The organism is Methylocystis sp. JAN1 (genome assembly GCF_052186135.1).
GTDB lineage: Bacteria > Pseudomonadota > Alphaproteobacteria > Rhizobiales > Beijerinckiaceae > Methylocystis.
Map to the genome: position 1 here is coordinate 566,583 of NZ_CP181499.1, position 16,046 is coordinate 582,628.

17 protein-coding genes are annotated in these 16,046 nt (G+C 67.1%); 12 read left to right on the top strand and 5 right to left on the bottom strand.

The window, feature by feature from the left end:
- The first annotated feature begins 6 nt into the window (after nucleotides 1-6).
- Nucleotides 7-723, top strand: coding sequence for a phosphate signaling complex protein PhoU (phoU, locus tag ACNHKD_RS02670; protein WP_442755587.1), 717 nt, complete (start codon nucleotides 7-9; stop codon nucleotides 721-723).
- Complete coding sequence (gene phoB, locus ACNHKD_RS02675; protein ID WP_442755588.1) at nucleotides 723-1,472, top strand: phosphate regulon transcriptional regulator PhoB; 750 nt, start codon at nucleotides 723-725, stop codon at nucleotides 1,470-1,472. Before phoU ends, phoB begins: the two co-directional genes overlap by 1 nt.
- Nucleotides 1,473-1,668: 196 nt before the next feature.
- Here phoB and ACNHKD_RS02680 read toward each other — a convergent pair whose 3' ends face one another.
- Entirely contained in the window at nucleotides 1,669-2,208 is a 540-nt protein-coding gene (locus ACNHKD_RS02680; protein WP_442755589.1) for a GcrA family cell cycle regulator, read from the bottom strand.
- A gap of 450 nt (nucleotides 2,209-2,658) precedes the next feature.
- On the opposite strand from ACNHKD_RS02680, the gene ACNHKD_RS02685 reads away from it, so the two are divergent.
- Genes ACNHKD_RS02685 through ACNHKD_RS02695 form a run of 3 tightly spaced genes read left to right on the top strand, consistent with a single transcriptional unit; the run spans nucleotide 2,659 to nucleotide 5,759 of the window.
- The gene (locus ACNHKD_RS02685) at nucleotides 2,659-3,855 is read left to right on the top strand and encodes an aspartate aminotransferase family protein (RefSeq protein ID WP_442756819.1); all 1,197 of its coding nucleotides are present in this window, start codon (nucleotides 2,659-2,661) and stop codon (nucleotides 3,853-3,855) included.
- Nucleotides 3,856-4,800: an ornithine carbamoyltransferase gene (gene argF, locus ACNHKD_RS02690; protein WP_442755590.1), complete on the top strand. Its 945-nt coding sequence runs from the start codon at nucleotides 3,856-3,858 to the stop codon at nucleotides 4,798-4,800.
- Entirely contained in the window at nucleotides 4,800-5,759 is a 960-nt protein-coding gene (locus tag ACNHKD_RS02695; protein ID WP_442755591.1) for an Hsp33 family molecular chaperone, read from the top strand. Before argF ends, ACNHKD_RS02695 begins: the two co-directional genes overlap by 1 nt.
- A gap of 118 nt (nucleotides 5,760-5,877) precedes the next feature.
- Here ACNHKD_RS02695 and ACNHKD_RS02700 read toward each other — a convergent pair whose 3' ends face one another.
- Both ACNHKD_RS02700 and ACNHKD_RS02705 read right to left on the bottom strand, forming a co-directional pair.
- Nucleotides 5,878-6,651 carry a manganese efflux pump gene (locus ACNHKD_RS02700; RefSeq protein ID WP_442755592.1) on the bottom strand — a complete coding sequence of 258 codons (774 nt, stop codon included), beginning with the start codon at nucleotides 6,649-6,651 and terminating at the stop codon, nucleotides 5,878-5,880.
- A gap of 190 nt (nucleotides 6,652-6,841) precedes the next feature.
- Nucleotides 6,842-8,227: an ATP-binding protein gene (locus tag ACNHKD_RS02705; protein WP_442755593.1), complete on the bottom strand. Its 1,386-nt coding sequence runs from the start codon at nucleotides 8,225-8,227 to the stop codon at nucleotides 6,842-6,844.
- A 71-nt stretch (nucleotides 8,228-8,298) separates the two neighbouring features.
- Between ACNHKD_RS02705 and ACNHKD_RS02710 the strand changes: the two genes are divergently transcribed.
- The 4 genes from ACNHKD_RS02710 (at nucleotide 8,299) to bfr (ending at nucleotide 11,693) form a co-directional block, all read left to right on the top strand.
- Nucleotides 8,299-8,994, top strand: coding sequence for a fumarylacetoacetate hydrolase family protein (locus ACNHKD_RS02710; RefSeq protein ID WP_442755594.1), 696 nt, complete (start codon nucleotides 8,299-8,301; stop codon nucleotides 8,992-8,994).
- A 122-nt stretch (nucleotides 8,995-9,116) separates the two neighbouring features.
- On the top strand, nucleotides 9,117-10,619 hold the full coding sequence (locus ACNHKD_RS02715) for a pyridoxal phosphate-dependent decarboxylase family protein (protein ID WP_442755595.1): 1,503 nt from the start codon (nucleotides 9,117-9,119) through the stop codon (nucleotides 10,617-10,619).
- A gap of 335 nt (nucleotides 10,620-10,954) precedes the next feature.
- Nucleotides 10,955-11,191, top strand: coding sequence for a (2Fe-2S)-binding protein (locus ACNHKD_RS02720; protein WP_442755596.1), 237 nt, complete (start codon nucleotides 10,955-10,957; stop codon nucleotides 11,189-11,191).
- A gap of 25 nt (nucleotides 11,192-11,216) precedes the next feature.
- Entirely contained in the window at nucleotides 11,217-11,693 is a 477-nt protein-coding gene (gene bfr, locus ACNHKD_RS02725) for a bacterioferritin (protein WP_442756820.1), read from the top strand.
- A gap of 124 nt (nucleotides 11,694-11,817) precedes the next feature.
- Here bfr and ACNHKD_RS02730 read toward each other — a convergent pair whose 3' ends face one another.
- Nucleotides 11,818-12,435 (bottom strand): helix-turn-helix domain-containing protein, encoded by a 618-nt coding sequence (locus tag ACNHKD_RS02730; protein WP_442755597.1) that lies wholly within the window; start codon nucleotides 12,433-12,435, stop codon nucleotides 11,818-11,820.
- 164 nt (nucleotides 12,436-12,599) lie between these two features.
- Between ACNHKD_RS02730 and ACNHKD_RS02735 the strand changes: the two genes are divergently transcribed.
- The 3 genes from ACNHKD_RS02735 to ACNHKD_RS02745 all read left to right on the top strand — a co-directional run bounded on the left by ACNHKD_RS02735 (nucleotide 12,600) and on the right by ACNHKD_RS02745 (nucleotide 15,695).
- A complete protein-coding gene (locus ACNHKD_RS02735) occupies nucleotides 12,600-13,454 on the top strand; it encodes a UDP-2,3-diacylglucosamine diphosphatase (protein ID WP_442755598.1) in 855 nt (284 codons plus the stop codon).
- The gene (locus tag ACNHKD_RS02740; RefSeq protein WP_442755599.1) at nucleotides 13,454-14,542 is read left to right on the top strand and encodes a glycosyltransferase family 4 protein; all 1,089 of its coding nucleotides are present in this window, start codon (nucleotides 13,454-13,456) and stop codon (nucleotides 14,540-14,542) included. The genes ACNHKD_RS02735 and ACNHKD_RS02740 overlap by 1 nt, the downstream gene beginning before the upstream one ends.
- A gap of 370 nt (nucleotides 14,543-14,912) precedes the next feature.
- On the top strand, nucleotides 14,913-15,695 hold the full coding sequence (locus ACNHKD_RS02745; protein WP_442755600.1) for a HesA/MoeB/ThiF family protein: 783 nt from the start codon (nucleotides 14,913-14,915) through the stop codon (nucleotides 15,693-15,695).
- On the opposite strand, the gene ACNHKD_RS02750 is transcribed toward ACNHKD_RS02745, so the two are convergent.
- Nucleotides 15,679-16,032 carry a RidA family protein gene (locus ACNHKD_RS02750; protein ID WP_442755601.1) on the bottom strand — a complete coding sequence of 118 codons (354 nt, stop codon included), beginning with the start codon at nucleotides 16,030-16,032 and terminating at the stop codon, nucleotides 15,679-15,681. The two genes, ACNHKD_RS02745 and ACNHKD_RS02750, sit on opposite strands and share 17 nt — an antisense overlap.
- Nucleotides 16,033-16,046 lie beyond the last annotated feature (14 nt).

Consider the following 16,046-nt stretch of genomic DNA (forward strand, 5'->3'; position numbering starts at 1 on the left):
CGTTCCATGAGCGAACATATCGTCAAGTCCTACGACCGGGACCTCGAGGCGCTCGGAAGGCGCATCTCCGAGATGGGCGGGGTTGCGGAGAAAATGCTCGCCGAGGCGATGGAGGCTCTGTCCAGCCTCGACGTGGAGCTCGCCAAGCGCGTCGTCGCGAGCGACGCGCGGCTCGACGCGCTTCAGCGCGAGATCGAGGAGGCGGCGGTGCTGACGATCGCGCGGCGCCAGCCCCTCGCGATCGATCTGCGCGAATGCATCGCCGCGATCCGCATCTCCGGCGACATCGAGCGCATCGGCGATCTCGCCAAGAACATCGCCAAGCGCACGCTCAAGATCGCGACGGAAGCGCGCCTGCCGCGCGCTATTGTCGGCCTCAAATCGATGCACGAGATCGCGGCGACGCAGCTCAAGGACGCGCTCGACGCCTATGCGCTGCGCGACGTGGAGCGCGCGCGCGCCGTCTGGGAGAACGACGCCGATCTCGACGCGCTGGAGGACTCGGTGTTTCGCGATCTCCTCACCTTCATGATGGAGGACCCGCGCAACATCTCCTTCTGCACGCACCTGCTGTTCTGCTCGAAGAATCTCGAGCGCATCGGCGACCACACGACGAACATATCGGAGACCATCGTCTATCTCGTCACCGGCGAAGCCATGCCGATGGAGAGGCCGAAAGCCCGGACCAACGGCTTTGGGGGCGGCGAAAGCGAGCCCGTCTGATGAACGAGACCCTTTCCCCCCAATCCGCCATTCGCGAGACCAGAGGCGACCGCGCGCCGCGCATCCTCGTCGTCGAAGATGAAATCCCGCTGGCGACGCTGCTCGTCTACAATCTCGAATCCGAGGGCTATCAGGTCGAGCATGTCGATAACGGGGACGAAGCCGAGCTGCGCATCGCGGAGTCGCCGCCCGACCTCGTGCTGCTCGACTGGATGCTGCCGGGGGTCTCCGGCCTCGAAATCTGCCGGCGGCTGCGCGCGCGCGACGTTGCGCGCGACATGCCGATCATCATGCTGACGGCGCGCGGGGAGGAGGCCGAGCGCGTGCGCGGCCTCTCGGTCGGCGCCGACGATTATGTGGTGAAGCCCTTTTCGACGCCCGAGCTGATGGCCCGCGTGCGCGCGCTTCTCCGCCGCGCGAGGCCCGAGCGCGTCGCGTCGAAACTGACGCTCGGCGACATTGATCTCGACCGGGAGACGCGTCGCGTGCGCCGTTCGGGCCGGGAGATTCATCTCGGTCCCACGGAGTTCCGACTGCTCGAATATTTCATGGAGAAGCCCGGCCGCGTCTTTACGCGCGCGCAGCTCCTTGACAGCGTCTGGGGCATGTCGGCGGAAATCGACGAACGCACGGTCGACGTTCATGTCGGGCGCCTGCGCAAGGCGCTGATCCGCGGGCGGGAGAAAGACCCGATCCGCACCGTGCGCGGTTCGGGCTATTCGTTCGACGAGACTTTCGGCCGCGATTGATCGCACGCCGCGATCTTGGTTCGGATCATGTCGCAGATCGGCGTTCGCGGCCTCGCCCTTCCCCGCAAGCGGGGAAAGGGGCAGGGCCGTCATCCACGACGCGGATCATGAGCCGGAGCCGCTTTCTCTCTCCCTTTTGCGGGGTTTTGCGGGGAGAGGGTCGGGGCGAGGGGCGAAGCCGCTTTATGCAGCCTGATCACGCGTAGCGCGGGGCCCTGAGCTGCTCTCGCGCGCGGCGGCGATCCTGCGCCGGCTGGTAGGCGATGCGCGCATGATGGGCGCAATAGGGGCCGCCGCCGATCGGCGACTTGCCGCCGCAGAAGCGGAATTCCGGCGTGGTGGGATCGCCCATGGGCCAGCGGCACATGGACTCGCGCAGCTCCATCAGCGTTACGCGCTCAGACATCGGAATGACCACTTCCTCCTCCGGATTGACGCGGGCGACGACGACGGTCTGCGGCGCGAAGGCCAGCGCGACATTGCCGTGGACGGCGTGGCCGTTCACGCGTGGCGCGGGAGCCGCGACCGAGGCCGTCGCCTGGCGCGGGGCCTTGGCGGCGCGCTGACGCGGCGCGCTGGCGGTTTTCGCGCGCTCGGCGAGGCCGAGCCGGTGAATTTTGCCGATGACGGCGTTGCGCGTGATTCCGGGACCGAGTTCGGCGGCCACCTGACTTGCGCTGAGGCCGTCGCTCCAGAGTTTGCGCAACAGCTCGACACGTTCATCGGTCCAAGACATATCTGACCTCCAAGCGGTCGGTTCGAGCGCGGATTTCGACAGAATCCTTCACCGTTCGCTGCGCCGGCGAGAACCAGCGGCGATACGACGCGCACCGAAACACGAGAAGCGCCATACGGACGAAACGCGCCCGCTCTGGCGAGGAAACTAACGCATTCTTTTGAATCACGGGCGCGAGTCGCTGGCAAGCAAAAGGCGGCGTTCTCAACAGGGTTTCCACGCGCTTTCGCGGCGAGTGTTGCCCGGGCGACTCACAGGGCGGCGATTTTCGAGCGAAATTGCGGCGTTGAGCGCGCAGGCGCGGCGCCGCGCGCCTGTTAGGATTTGACCGGATCGGCGCACGCGCATAAAATCGAAGACGCAAATAGCCGCCCCGACAAAGGGCGGCGCTTTGTTTTTTGGGCTCCGACGGCAGCGCGGCGGCGCCCTTCCGGGCCTTGGAGCATGATTTTGACCTCTGCGCTCTATCCGACTTATGCGCGGGCCGACGTCGTTTTCACGCGCGGCGAAGGCGCATGGCTTTTCGCGGAGAATGGCGACCGCTATCTGGATTTCGCCTCGGGCGTCGCCGTTCTGTCGCTCGGCCACGATCATCCGCATCTCGTCGCCACGCTCAAGGCGGCGGCGGAAAAGCCCTGGCATCTTTCCAATCTCTTTCAGATTCCCCAGGCGGAGATCCTGGCCCGGCGCCTCGCCGAGGCGACTTTCGCCGACGTCGTGTTTTTCGCCAATTCGGGCGCCGAGGCGGTGGAATGCGCGATCAAGACCGCGCGCAAATATCACGCCGCCAACGGCCAGCCCGAGCGCTATCGCCTGATCACCTTCGAGGGCGCGTTTCACGGGCGCACGCTCGCCACCATCGCCGCCGGCGGAAACGCCAAATATCTCGAAGGCTTCGGTCCGCCCATGACGGGCTTCGACCAGGTTCCCTTCGCCGATCTCGACGCCGTCGAGGCGGCGATCGGGGACGAGACGGCCGGCGTGCTGCTCGAGCCCGTGCAGGGCGAGGGCGGGCTGCGCGTCTTCCCGAAGGATTTTCTCGTCAAGCTTCGCGCGCTTTGCGATGCGCGCGGCCTGCTCCTGGCGCTGGATGAGGTTCAGTGCGGGGTCGGCCGCACGGGCAAGTTCCTCGCCTGCGAACATGCGGGCGTCACGCCCGACGTCGTGGCGCTGGCCAAGGGGCTCGGCGGCGGCTTCCCGATCGGGGCCTGTCTCGCGACGCGCGAGGCGGCCAAGGGCATGACCCTCGGCGCGCATGGCTCGACTTTCGGCGGCAATCCGCTTGCGACCGCCGTGGGCGGCGCCGTGCTCGACATCGTGCTCGCCGAAGGCTTCATGGCGCGCGTCGCCGCGCTCGGCGGCCTGCTGCGCCAGCGCCTCGCCGAGCTCGAGGACCGTTATCCGAAGGTGATCGAGGCCGTGCGGGGGGAGGGCCTCATGTTCGGCCTCAAGACGCGCGTCCCCAATGGCGACTTCGCCGCGGCGGCGCGCGCGGAAGGTCTTCTTACCGTGCTCGCGGGCGACAATGTCGTGCGTCTCCTGCCGCCGCTCATCATCGATGAGAGCCATGTTTCGGAGGCCTTTTCGCGCCTCGACCGGGCCTGCGCGCGTTTCGCGGCGCCCGCCAAGCAGTTGGGAGCGGCGTAGATGACCGCGCATTCCATGACGCGGCCGCGTCACTTTCTCGATTTGTGCGATTTTTCCGGCAAGGAGCTTCGCCGGATTCTCGAACTCGCCAAGTCTCTGAAGGCGAAACGCGTGAAGGGCGCGCCGCCGGCCGAGCGCCCGCTCGCGGGGAAATATCTGGCGATGGTCTTCGACAAGCCCTCGACCCGCACCCGCGTGTCCTTCGACATCGCCATGCGCGATCTCGGCGGCGAGACGATCATGCTCACGGGAGGCGAGATGCAGCTCGGCCGCGGCGAGACCATCGCCGACACGGCCCGCGTGCTGTCGCGCTTCGTCGACGCGGTGATGATCCGCATTCTCTCTCATGACGATCTCACGGAGCTTGCGCGCCACGCGTCCGTGCCGGTCATCAACGGGCTCACAAAGCTCTCGCATCCCTGCCAGATCATGGCCGACCTCCTCACTTTCGAGGAGCGCCTCGGGCGGATCGACGGCCGCAGCGTGGCCTGGGTCGGCGACAGCAACAACGTTCTGGCGAGCTGGGCGCACGCCGCCGCGCGCTTCGGCTTCACGCTCAATGTCGCGACGCCGACGGAGCTTGCGCCGCCGCAAAGCCTGATTGATTGGGCCAGGGCCAACGGCGCCGCGATGAACGTCATGCGGGACCCGTACGCCGCCGTCGCCGGAACGGACGCGGTCGTTACTGATTGCTGGGTCTCGATGGGGGACGCCGACGAGGATTTCCGCCGCCGCGTCCTCGCGCCATATCAGGTCGACGCGAAACTCATGCGCGCCGCCGCCAAGGACGCCATCTTCATGCACTGCCTGCCCGCCCATCGCGGCGAGGAAGTCACCGACGAGGTGATGGACGGACCGCAATCCGTCGTCTTCGACGAGGCCGAGAACCGCCTCCACGCCCAGAAGGGCGTGCTCGCCTGGTGCCTCGCGCCGGGGATCGCCTGATGCTCGAGGCGCCGAGCCGGCCCGTCTCGCGCGAGGCGAAGGACGACCGCGTCACGCCCTTCGCCGTCGAGGCGCTCGATCTGCGCGGCCGCCTCGTGCGGCTGGGGCCGACGGTCGACGCCGTGCTCACTCACTATGACTACCCGCCCCTGGTCGCGCGCCTTCTCGGCGAAGCCATGGCGCTCGCCGCGCTGCTCGGCTCGATCCTCGAGTCGCATGGCCGCTTCCAGTTGCAGACGCGCAGCGACGGCCCCGTCGACATGCTGGTGGTGGATTACGACGCGCCGGGGAAGCTGCGCGGCTTCGCCCGCTTCGACGCCGCTCGCCTTGGCGAAATCTCGCAACCGGAGCCCGCGGCGCTCCTCGGGCGCGGCCATCTGGCGCTCACCATTGAGCGCGAGGAGGACGCCGCCCGCTATCAGGGCGTCGTGCCGCTCGAAGGCGAGAGTCTCGCCGAGGCCGCCCATGTGTATTTCCGCCAGTCCGAGCAGATCCCCTCCTTCGTGCGCCTCGCCGTCGGCGAGGTCGTCACGCCGCGGGGCCGAAGCTGGCGCGCGGGCGGGCTGCTGCTGCAATATCTGCCGACGGCGGGGGCGCGCGTGCGCGACCTCCATCCCGGCGACGCGCCGGACGGCGGCGAAAGCGTCCCGGAGGCCGAGGACGACGCCTGGGCCGAAGGCCGGGCCCTCGCCGGCACGCTCGAGGATCACGAACTCCTCGACCCTTCGCTGTCCGGCGAGCGCCTTCTGTTCCGCCTCTTCCACGAGCGCGGCGTGAAGGTTTTTAACGAGCGTCCGGTCGAGGAATTCTGCCGCTGCTCCATGGAGCGCGTCGAACGCCTTCTGAAGAGCTTCACGCCGCAGGAGCGCGCCGACATGGTGGGCGACGACGGCCGCATCGGCGTGACGTGCGAGTTCTGCGCGACGTTCAGGAGCTTCGATCCGGCGGATTTCGATTAGGGAATTCCGGTTGAATTTTTGGGCGCCCCTCATGCCGAGGCGCATCTGCGGCGAGCGGCCTCGACGGGAAGGGGCCCGGCCGCGGGAAAACCTTTCGATTTGCGCCGCCCATTAGGGGCTACATAAGTTGCTTCAGGCCGATCAGGATCAAAGCCGCGCCGCCCGCCAACGCGGCTTTATCGGATATGCGCCGCCTGATGAAAAACGCCGCGACATAGTTTCCCGCCCAAAGCGCGAGGAAGCTCACCACGGCCGACAGGAAGCCGACAAGCATCGGGTTGACTCCCAGGACGCCCGCCGCCACGCCGCCGCCGACATTGTTGACGGACAGCGCAAGGCCAAGCACCGTTCCCTCGGCGAAGTCGATATGCTTGGAACCGTCAATGTCGGCGTCATGAGGCTTCTTGAGAATATGGATGCGCCGCGTCGCCGATTTTTCCTCATGGATCCTCTCGTGCCAACTTTGCAGGCGCGCGTGGAGGATCATCCACAATCCCAGAGAGACCAGCATCGCCATGGCGAAAAAGGAAGCAAGAAACTTTCCGAAGAACAGGATGACGACTCCGCCGAAATAGGCGGCTGCGGCGGAGACCAACAGGGTGATGGCGGAAATCCACACGTTTACGGCGACGCTGAGCCGCGTTCCCTGAACGCTATAGGCTAATCGCGCGCCGAGATTATCGACATTGTTCGCCAGCGCGATGACCGCCGCGGAAAGCAGGTGCTGAAGCGGCGGCGAGAAATGCGCCCCCGACGACAGGAGCGAAGCGGCGAGCAAGAGCGCCGCCGCCAGCGCTCCGAGGGTCGCCGCGATGGGGGTGAAAGTCGTCGCCGCCGACCTCGGCGCGCTGCTTGCGCCTGGATAAGGTTCGGGGTGATCGGTCCGATCCAATTTTCTCCCCGGTCCTTGCGCGCGAGCGGTTCGACGCCGCAACCACCGGCGTTTATTTAAGGAGCTGACGGCCTTCCGCCACGGGCTCGGGGCCTCGACGACGAATCGCGCCAGTTTAGGCGGCGTCGGCGGGCTTTGGAATCCATCACGTTGTGCGCGTTTAGGCGATTCCGCCCAAACGCAGCGCGATCTAGCTTGGCGACGCCGCCGCAAGCCTGATCCGAGTCCCCCTGCCGGGCGCGCTCTCGACTTCAAGCTTCGCCCCTGCGAGCGCCGCCCGCTCGCGCATGCCGGCGACTCCGAAATGACCCTGCGCCGGCGCCTGCGGGTCGAAGCCGGCGCCGTCGTCCTCGACCTCAAGCCGCGCGCCCGTTTCGTCGCAGGCCAGCGCGACGCGCACGCGCCTCGCGCCGGCGTGAAGCTCGACATTGTGCAGCGCCTCCCGCAGCACGGCCGCGAAAAGCGTCGCCGTCTCGGAGGCGAGCGGCGCACCGGCCGCGAAATCGAGCGTCATTTCGACATCGCTCCAGCGCGACCGGAATTCCATCGCGATGGCGCGCAGATCCATGTCCTCCCGCCGCGCCGCGCGCGTCTGGGCGATGGCCTCGCGCGCCTCCCACAATCCTTGCCGGGCCTGCGCGTCGAGCTCCGCGAGCGCCGCCCTCGCCTCGGGGTCGCTCGTCTGCTTGGCGATCAGGCGCGCCTCGGCGATCATCGTCACGATGGAGCGCACCAGCGTGTCGTGCAGGTCATGGGCGATGCGCAGCCGCTCGCGGGCGACGGCGGCGGCGCGCGCTTCCTCCTGAGCCTTTTCGCGCGCGATGCGCAGTTGACGCTCCAGGGTGACGTCGCGCCCGACCGCCTGAAATTCTCCGCCCCCTTCGGGCCCCAGAAAGTTCACGTCCCAGGCGAGCCAGGCGGCGCGGCCCTTGGCGTCGCGGGCGGAGAGTTCGAAGGAGGTGCGCTCCTCGGCGGCCCGCTCCAGCGGCCAGGGGGCGCCGTCGGCGGGGAACAGGGCGTCGAGGGTCATGCCCGCGAGCCCGTCCTGCGGGTGCCCCAGAAAAAGCGCCGCCGCGCGATTGGCGAAGACGATCCGTCGATCCGGCCCGAAGCGCAGCACCAGATTGTCGGCGGTTTCGACGATGTCGCGATAGAGCGCGTCCGCGACCCGCAGCCGCGCGGCGGCGGCGTCGGCCTGCTGCCGCAGGATCTGCTTCTCGCGCCGGTCAGAGGCCATAAGCCGGTCGATCTGCTCGCCAGCGTGATCGGGCGCGGTGACGACGATGAAGGCGCGCGACTGCGGATTCCACGAGATCGATATGGTCACGCGCGGCCCCTCGGCGCTCCAGCGCACCGAAGGCAGCACCATCTCGCCGCCGTTCTCCCGCAGCTCGACGAAATTCGCCTCCATATGCGTCAGGATCGGCGCCTCGCAGGCTGGCGCGCCCGCGGGCGGCGCCCATTCGGAAAGCGCGCCGAGGCGGCTCGTGACGATGAGATTCTCGTCGAAGACGGCCAGCCCGAACTGACCGCGATCGAGCGCCTCTCCAAAAATTCCCTGATCTGGCAACGGCATGTGAAAACAATAGCGAAAACGGCCTGTAACAATCTATATGCGTTCGAGCCGTGGAGAGAGATTTCTATTCTATGTCCGAGGATTTCGTTTTCCCCCCGTCCCCGATTCCGTCAGTCGCCGTCGCGGGCGACGCTCGCCGCTTTCCCGTGCGGCGGATTTTCTGCGTGGCGCTGAACTACGCCGAGCACGCGCGCGAGATGGGAAAGGAGCCGGGGGCCGAGCCGCCCTTCTTCTTCACCAAGCCCGCCGACGCGGTCGTTGCGGACGGCGCGACGATCCCGTTTCCTCGCCTCACGGCGAATCTTCATCACGAGATCGAGCTTGTCGCGGCGTTGCGGTCGGGCGGGGAAAACATTCCGCCGGACCGCGCGCTCGACTGCGTCTTCGGTTACGCCGCCGGAATCGACCTCACCCGCCGCGACCTGCAGACCGCGGCGCGTAATTCGGGCAAACCGTGGGATTTCTCCAAGGGCTTCGACAATTCGGCGCCGATCGGCGCTATCCGCCCGGCCGCCAGGATCGGCCATCCGGCGCGCGGGCGCATCGCGCTCGCGGTCAATGGGACGCTTCGCCAGCAGGGCGACCTTTCCGACATGATCTGGAGCCTGCCGCAAATCGTCGCGGCGATCTCCACCTATGTGGCGCTGGCGCCGGGCGATCTCATCTTCACCGGCACGCCCCCGGGCGTCGGCGCGATGCAGCCGGGAGACCGGGCGACGGGCGAGATCGAGGGCGTGGGCTCCGTCAGCTTCGCCTTCGCCCCCTGAGTCGAGGTTGCGCGAAGGCGCCAAAGGCGGCTATTTGGCTTCGCCGTTGAAACGCCGGGAGACGCGCGGCGCATGCCCCATTTGACCGCCTTTGCGCCAGCGTGGCGCGGGAGCGCCGCGACATGACCGAGCCGGTCGATCTCGACCCCGAGGACTGGGACGCTTTCCGCGCCGAGAGCCACCGCGCGCTCGACCTCATGATCGATTATCTGCGGGGCCTGCGCGAGCGGCCGGTCTGGATTCCGCCGAGCGAGGAGGCGAAAGAACGCTTCGACCGCGACCTCCCGCAGGAGGGACGCGAGCTTTCCGCCGTGCTCGCGGATTTCGACCGCTTTATCAAGCCTTTCGCCACCGGCAACATCCACCCCATGTTCATGGGCTGGGTTCAGGGGGCGGGCACGCCGGTCGGCATGGTCGCTGAAATGCTCGCCGCCGGCATGAACTCGAACTGCGGCGGGCGCAATCACATCGCCATCGACGTCGAGCGGCAGATCGCCAAATGGATGGCGCAGGCCTTCGGCTTTCCTCCGGACGCTTCGGGCATCTTCGTCACCGGCGCGTCCATGGCCAATTTCCTGTCGCTCCTCGTCGCGCGGGATCAGGCCTATGGCGACAAGGATGTGCGCCTGAACGGCCTCTGCGCGAAAGAGGGCCAGCTCATCGCTTACGCCTCGCGGGAGGCCCACAATTGCGTGCGGCAGGCGATGGAGCTTGCGGGCCTCGGGGCGCGGCATTTGCGGCTCATCCCTTCGGACGAAAACCGCCGCGTGAAGATCAGCGCCCTGCGGCACGCCATTTCGGCGGACCGGGCGGCGGGCTTTCGCCCCTTTCTCGTCGTCGGAACGGCGGGGACCGTCGACACGGGGGCGGTCGATCCGCTCGACCGCCTCGCCGACGTCGCTCACAGCGAAGACATGTGGTTCCATGTCGACGGGGCCTTCGGGGCGCTGGCGGCGCTTTCGCCGCAGCTGAAGCCTCTGGTCAAGGGGCTGGAGCGTGCGGACTCCATCGCCTTCGATTTCCATAAATGGCTGCATGCGCCCTACGACGCGGGCTTCTTCCTGGTTCGCGATCGGGAAGCGCATCGGCGCGCCTTCGCCGCCAACGCCGCCTATCTCTCCCGCGCCCCGAGGGGCCTCGCGGCGGGCGACACCTGGCCCTGCGACCTTGGCCCGGACCTCTCGCGGGGCTTCCGCGCGCTCAAGGCCTGGATGACGATCGAGACCTTCGGCGCGAAAAAGCTCGCCCGATGCATCGAGCAATGCTGCCGCATGGCCAAGCGGCTCGAAGCCTGGATCGAAAAATCCGAGAGCTTCGTCATGCGCGCTCCGGTCGCGCTCAACATCGTGTGCTTCGGCGTGAAGTGCGATGCGGACGGCTCGCTCGCCCGCGAGATCGTCATGGAGCTGCACGAGCGCGGCGAGGCCGCGCCCTCGCTCACCATTCTGGACGGCGCCCCGGCCATTCGCGCGGCGATCATCAATCATCGGACCCATGAGGGGGACATCGACGCCTTCACCGTCTATCTTGAGGCCGCGCTGCGCCGCGCCCGCAGGGAGCCGCATGATTTCGGCGCGCTGGTCGAGCCGCACGGGCCGGGGAAGACGCGATTGTCGGAAGACTGACGCCGCGCGAGACGCCGCCATTTGCAGGCCGCGACGTTCTGACGCTCGCGGCTCCGTCGTTTCTCGCCGGCCGGCGCCGCAGCGCGGAGGGGCGCCCGGTTCGCGTCGCGGCCAATACCGGCAGCGCCTTGGGCGCGTTGCCTTTTCTTCTCCCGCCCATTGCCCTGCGTGGAAGATTTCCAAAATCAGAAACGGCGGCACGCCGCTTGCGACGTTCGACGCGACAGCCGGAGCGATGTCGGAAAACCGACAAGGGGCCGGTTGCAAAACTGGGGGAAGAATGTAACCTACTGATGTAAAAGGTAGTTTGCAATCTTTCCAAACTAGGCGAAGCCATGATCGTCTGCTCCTGCAACGTCATCTCGGACCGTGATGTGCGCGAGACCGTCACCACGCGCGCGGACCGTCCGTCCGTCGCATCGGTTTTTCGCAATATGGGCTGCGAGGCGAAATGCGGGCGCTGCGTTCGCAGCATCGTCGCGATCGTCGATCAGCATTCTGCGGCGAGGCTGGACGAATGCGGCGGAAACGGCGATTGTGACAGTTGCCGCGCCGACGGACTGGCGGCGTGACCATGACTATGGAAAGGGATTGCACATGCGCGGCGACGCGAAGGTCATTGAATATCTCAATCGCGGACTGCGCGCAGAGCTGACGGCGGTCAACCAGTACTGGCTGCATTATCGCATCTTCGACAACTGGGGCTTCAAGGAGCTCGCCGAGAAATGGCGTAAGGAATCCATCGAGGAGATGCGCCATGCGGACGATTTCACCGCGCGCATTCTTTTCCTCGAAGGTTTCCCCAACATGCAGGTGCTCGATCCGCTGCGCATCGGCCAGACGGTCGAGGAAATCATCGCCGCCGACCTCGCGACCGAAGTCGACGCCCGCGCCATGTACATCGAGGCGGCCGTTTATTGCGACTCGGTCAATGACCGCGTCTCGATGGAGCTTTTCGAGCGCATCATCAAGAGCGAGGAAGGCCATATCGACTTCCTCGAGACCCAGCAGGAGCTGATCAGGCAGCTCGGCGTCCAGCTCTACAGCCAGAAGCACGTGGGCGATCTTTCCTGATCTTCTGGAACGCGCCGCAGGGAGCGCGCTCCGGACCTTCGGAACGGGGCGCGCCGCCTGATCTACGAAACTTCCTCGAATTCAGGGCGCCGGGCGTCGTCCTTCAGTTCCGGGGCCAAGTCCGTTATTCCATCACGGCGGCTTTGAGGATGCAGACCATGGTCGCCTGCGCCGGCGCCTCGCCCAGATTGCGGATCACATGGGGCCGGTCGCAGCGATAGCGCAGCGTCTCGCCCGCCTTCGCCGTCTCCTTGACGCCCGCGACCTCGACTTCAAGCTCGCCCTCGCGCACCGAGAGGCTCTCGACGGAGCCGCGCTGATGCGGGTCGGATTCCAGCGCGCCGCCGGGGTCGGCCGAAAGCTCGTAGACCTGGAGCCACTCCACCGTCTTGATCCAGCCGATGATGGCGAGCCGGCATTTGCCGTCGTCGGACAGCAGGATCGGCGTATCCGCCTTGCTGGTCTTTTCGAGGAAGGGCTCGTCCTCGGTCGTCTGCAGCACGCGCTCGATCGAGACGTCGAGCGCCTGTGCAAGGCGCCAGATGGTGGCGAGCGTCGGGTTGGTCTCGTTACGCTCGATCTGGCTGATGATCGACTTGGCGACGCCCGATTGCTGCGAGAGTTCGGACAGCGACAGGTTGTAGGCCTTGCGCAGCCGCTGAATGGTCGCGCCGAGCTGTCCCGAGAGCGCCAGCGCTCCGGCTTCCAGGATCTTGTGCTTTTCCTTGCCTTCGACGCCCATCGCCCCGCGCCTCTTCAAACGGACGCCATGTTATCCGATTCCGTTCGAAATATCGAACGATCGCCGCCCTCGTCAAATGTCCAATCGCGGGGCGCGGTGTCATCGGACTGTGACCTGAATCTGGTGAAAAGCGTCGTATCCGGCGACGGGGGAGGGACGCGCGAATGGCCGAACAAAACCTCACGAGTTTCCGTGCGCAAGGCGCGGTCGAGCCCGAGCCCAGGCGCTACCGCACGCTCTTTTTGTCCGACCTGCATCTTGGGGCCAAGGCCGCCCAGGCGCATCTCCTGCTCGATTTCCTCAAGCACAACGACGCCGAGACGATTTACCTCGTCGGCGACATCGTCGACGGCTGGAAGCTGCGAAAGGGCTGGCATTGGCCGCAGGCGCATAACGACGTCGTTCAGAAAATGCTCCGCAAGGCCCGCAAGGGGACCCGCGTGATCTACGTTCCGGGCAATCACGACGAATTCGCCCGCGACTATACGGGCCTCACTTTCGGCGGCGTCGAGGTGGTGGAGCACGCCGTGCACGAGACCGCCGACGGCAAGAAGATGCTCATCATCCATGGCGACCAGTTCGACATCGTCGTGCGCAACGCCCGCTGGCTCGCCTTCCTCGGCGACTGGGCCTATGACGCGGCCATCGCCGTCAATACGGTTCTCAACCGTTTCCGGCGCATGTTCGGCGTCGGCTACTGGTCCTTCTCCGCCTGGGCGAAGCTGAAGGTGAAGGAGGCGGTGAATTTCATCGGCGACTTCGAAGAGACGCTCGCCGCCGAGGCGCGTCGGCGCGGCGTCGACGGCGTCGTCTGCGGCCATATCCACCATGCGGCGATCAAGGTCATCGACGGCGTGCGCTATGTCAACACGGGCGATTTCGTCGAAAGCTGCACCGCCGTCGCCGAGCATGAGGACGGAAGTTTCGAGATCCTGCACTGGTTGACGATGGCGGAGCGCGACGCCGGCGCCGCGCCGCAGATCAAGGCGCTGCCCGCGCCGCGCGCGGCGGCCGCCTGATGCGGATACTCATCGCGACGGACGCCTGGCGCCCCCAGGTCAATGGCGTCGTGCGGTCGCTCGAATCCGTCGCGCGCGCCGCCGGGCCGCTCGGGGCGGAGATCGACTTTCTGACGCCGCGCGACTTCCATTCCTTCCCGATGCCGACCTATCGGGAGATTTCGCTGGCCCTCGCCACGCCCCGCGCCGTGCGCCGGCGGCTCGATGCGGGTTACGACCATATTCACATCGCGACCGAAGGGCCGATCGGCCTCGCGGCGCGCGCCGTCTGCCTGCGCGACAAGCGCGTCTTCACGACGAGCTTTCACACGCGCTTTCCCGAATATATTCATGCGCGGACCGGGTTTCCCGTCGGCGTGACCTACGCCGCGCTGCGCCGCTTTCACAATGCCGGCGGCGGCGTGATGGTCTCGACGCCGAGCCTTGCGCGCGAACTGGACGCGCGCGGCTTCCGCCGTCTCCTGCGCTGGTCGCGCGGCGTCGACCACGCGATCTTCACCCCGGACGCCAGGATCCCGCTCGACCTGCCGCGCCCGGTCTTCCTTTACGCCGGCCGGCTCGCCGTCGAGAAGAACCTCGAAGCCTTCCTGGCGCTCGATCTGCCCGGCGCGAAGCTCGTGGCCGGCGACGGGCCGGCCCGCCCCGCGCTCGAGGCGCGCTACCCCCAAGCGACATTCGTCGGCGTGAAGACGCCGGTGGAGCTCGCCGCGCTTTACGCCTCCTCGGACGTTTTCGTCTTCCCGAGTCGAACGGACACTTTCGGCGTCGTCCTGCTTGAAGCCATGGCCTGCGGCCTCCCCGTCGCCGCCTTCCCGGTGATGGGGCCGCTCGACGTCGTCGGCGGCAGCGGCGCCGGCGCGCTGGACGAGGATCTGCGCGCGGCGGCGCTTGCGGCGCTCGACATTCCGCGCGCGGCGGCCCGCGCCCATGCGCTGACTTTCACCTGGGAGAATTGCGCCCGGCAGTTTCTCGACAATATCGCCTATGCGCGCGGCGCGGCCTCGCTCGGCGCGGTCGGTCTCGAAGCCCTCAAGAAATCAGGCGACAAGCGCGAAGCGGCCGACAAGGGGCAGACGGTCCAGCCATGACGGCGCCGCGAGGCGCTCGTCCGCCCGGAAATGAGGGGCGTCGGGCTCCGGCGCGACAGGCGCGCTCGCCGCCCAAAGCTCCGATTTTAACGAAATCGTCGACGCCGCGCTCGCACAACGACCAGCAAAGCCCGGTCAGGCGATCCGCCAAGGCGCGGGACTCGACCGGGGCCAGCGCCTGCCGGGCCTCTAACCGCGCGCCCGGCCGCTCGATCGACATGGCCGCCGCTTCGATCTCGTCATATTCCTCCGGCTGGAGACCCGGCGGCGAAGCCGCTATGGTCATGGAAAATCGCCCGATGCCCGCGCCCGAATCGGGGCAATCCGCAGCATCGCCAGCTCGTCTCTTAATGCAAGCGCCGGAGACCGGATGAGCCTCAGCCCCGAGGAGATCGAACGCTACGCCCGCCACCTCGTGCTGCGCGAAATCGGCGGCCCCGGACAGCAAAAGCTTAAATCCGCGCGGGTGCTCGTCATCGGCGCCGGCGGGCTTGGCGCGCCCTTGCTGCAATATCTCGCCGCCGCCGGCGTCGGAACGATCGGCGTCGTGGATAACGACGTCGTGTCGCTCTCCAACCTTCAGCGGCAGGTGATCCATGATACGCCCGGCGTCGGTCGGCCGAAGGTCGAGAGCGCGCAGGCGGCCGTCGCCCGGCTCAACCCGCATGTGCGCGTGGAGCCGCATCCGCTGCGGCTGACGGAAGAAAACGCCGGCGCGCTGATCGCGGGCTACGACCTCGTCGCCGACGGGTCGGACAATTTCGCGACGCGCTATCTCGTCTCCGATGCGTGTTTCTACATGAAAAAGCCGCTGGTCACGGCGGCCGTCGGCGGCTTCGACGCCTCGCTTACGACGCTGCGGCCCTTCGAGACCGGGCCGGACGGCAAGCCCAACCCGACCTATCGCTGCCTGTTCCCGGAGCCCCCGCCGCCCGGAACCGTGCCGAGCTGCGAGGAGGCGGGGATATTGGGCGCGCTGACCGGGATCGCCGGCGCGATGATGGCGCTCGAAGTCCTGCGCCAGATCGTCGGCTTCGGAGAAGGCCTCGTTGGCCGTCTCCTGCTGATCGACACGCTCGCCATGCGCTTCGAAACGCTGCGCTACGCCTTCGACCCGGACAATCCCCTGACGGGGACTACTTCGCCGCGATGACGGCGATCTCGACCTTGTAGTCCGGCGCCACGAGCTTCGCTTCCACGGTGGCGCGCGCGGGCGGGTTCTCCTTGTCGACCCACACGTCCCAGACGCCGTTCATCTCGGCGAAAGTCGAGATGTCGGAAAGATAGATGGTGGCCGAAAGAATTTTCGACTTCTCGCTGCCCGCCTCGGCCAGAAGCTCGTCGATGAGGGCGAGGATCTCGCGGGTCTGGTCGGCCACGGAGCCGCCCTTGGTCTTTTCCGCCACCTGCCCGGCCGTATAGATCGCCTTGCCGCGCACGACCGCCTTGCTCATGCGCGGACCCGCGCCAATTCGCCTGATATCGCTCATAATCCCTCCCGTTC

Bases quoted from the DNA above. Each gene is read 5' to 3' on its own strand.
- phoU (WP_442755587.1), top strand. From the start codon at position 7: ATGAGCGAACATATCGTCAAGTCCTACGACCGGGACCTCGAGGCGCTC.
- ACNHKD_RS02740 (WP_442755599.1), top strand. From the start codon at position 13,454: ATGCGGATACTCATCGCGACGGACGCCTGGCGCCCCCAGGTCAATGGC.
- ACNHKD_RS02710 (WP_442755594.1), top strand. From the start codon at position 8,299: ATGTCCGAGGATTTCGTTTTCCCCCCGTCCCCGATTCCGTCAGTCGCC.
- ACNHKD_RS02750 (WP_442755601.1), bottom strand. From the start codon at position 16,032: ATGAGCGATATCAGGCGAATTGGCGCGGGTCCGCGCATGAGCAAGGCG.
- ACNHKD_RS02705 (WP_442755593.1), bottom strand. From the start codon at position 8,227: ATGCCGTTGCCAGATCAGGGAATTTTTGGAGAGGCGCTCGATCGCGGT.
- ACNHKD_RS02730 (WP_442755597.1), bottom strand. From the start codon at position 12,435: ATGGGCGTCGAAGGCAAGGAAAAGCACAAGATCCTGGAAGCCGGAGCG.
- ACNHKD_RS02695 (WP_442755591.1), top strand. From the start codon at position 4,800: ATGCTCGAGGCGCCGAGCCGGCCCGTCTCGCGCGAGGCGAAGGACGAC.
- ACNHKD_RS02715 (WP_442755595.1), top strand. From the start codon at position 9,117: ATGACCGAGCCGGTCGATCTCGACCCCGAGGACTGGGACGCTTTCCGC.
- phoB (WP_442755588.1), top strand. From the start codon at position 723: ATGAACGAGACCCTTTCCCCCCAATCCGCCATTCGCGAGACCAGAGGC.
- ACNHKD_RS02745 (WP_442755600.1), top strand. From the start codon at position 14,913: ATGAGCCTCAGCCCCGAGGAGATCGAACGCTACGCCCGCCACCTCGTG.
- ACNHKD_RS02720 (WP_442755596.1), top strand. From the start codon at position 10,955: ATGATCGTCTGCTCCTGCAACGTCATCTCGGACCGTGATGTGCGCGAG.
- ACNHKD_RS02735 (WP_442755598.1), top strand. From the start codon at position 12,600: ATGGCCGAACAAAACCTCACGAGTTTCCGTGCGCAAGGCGCGGTCGAG.
- argF (WP_442755590.1), top strand. From the start codon at position 3,856: ATGACCGCGCATTCCATGACGCGGCCGCGTCACTTTCTCGATTTGTGC.
- bfr (WP_442756820.1), top strand. From the start codon at position 11,217: ATGCGCGGCGACGCGAAGGTCATTGAATATCTCAATCGCGGACTGCGC.
- ACNHKD_RS02680 (WP_442755589.1), bottom strand. From the start codon at position 2,208: ATGTCTTGGACCGATGAACGTGTCGAGCTGTTGCGCAAACTCTGGAGC.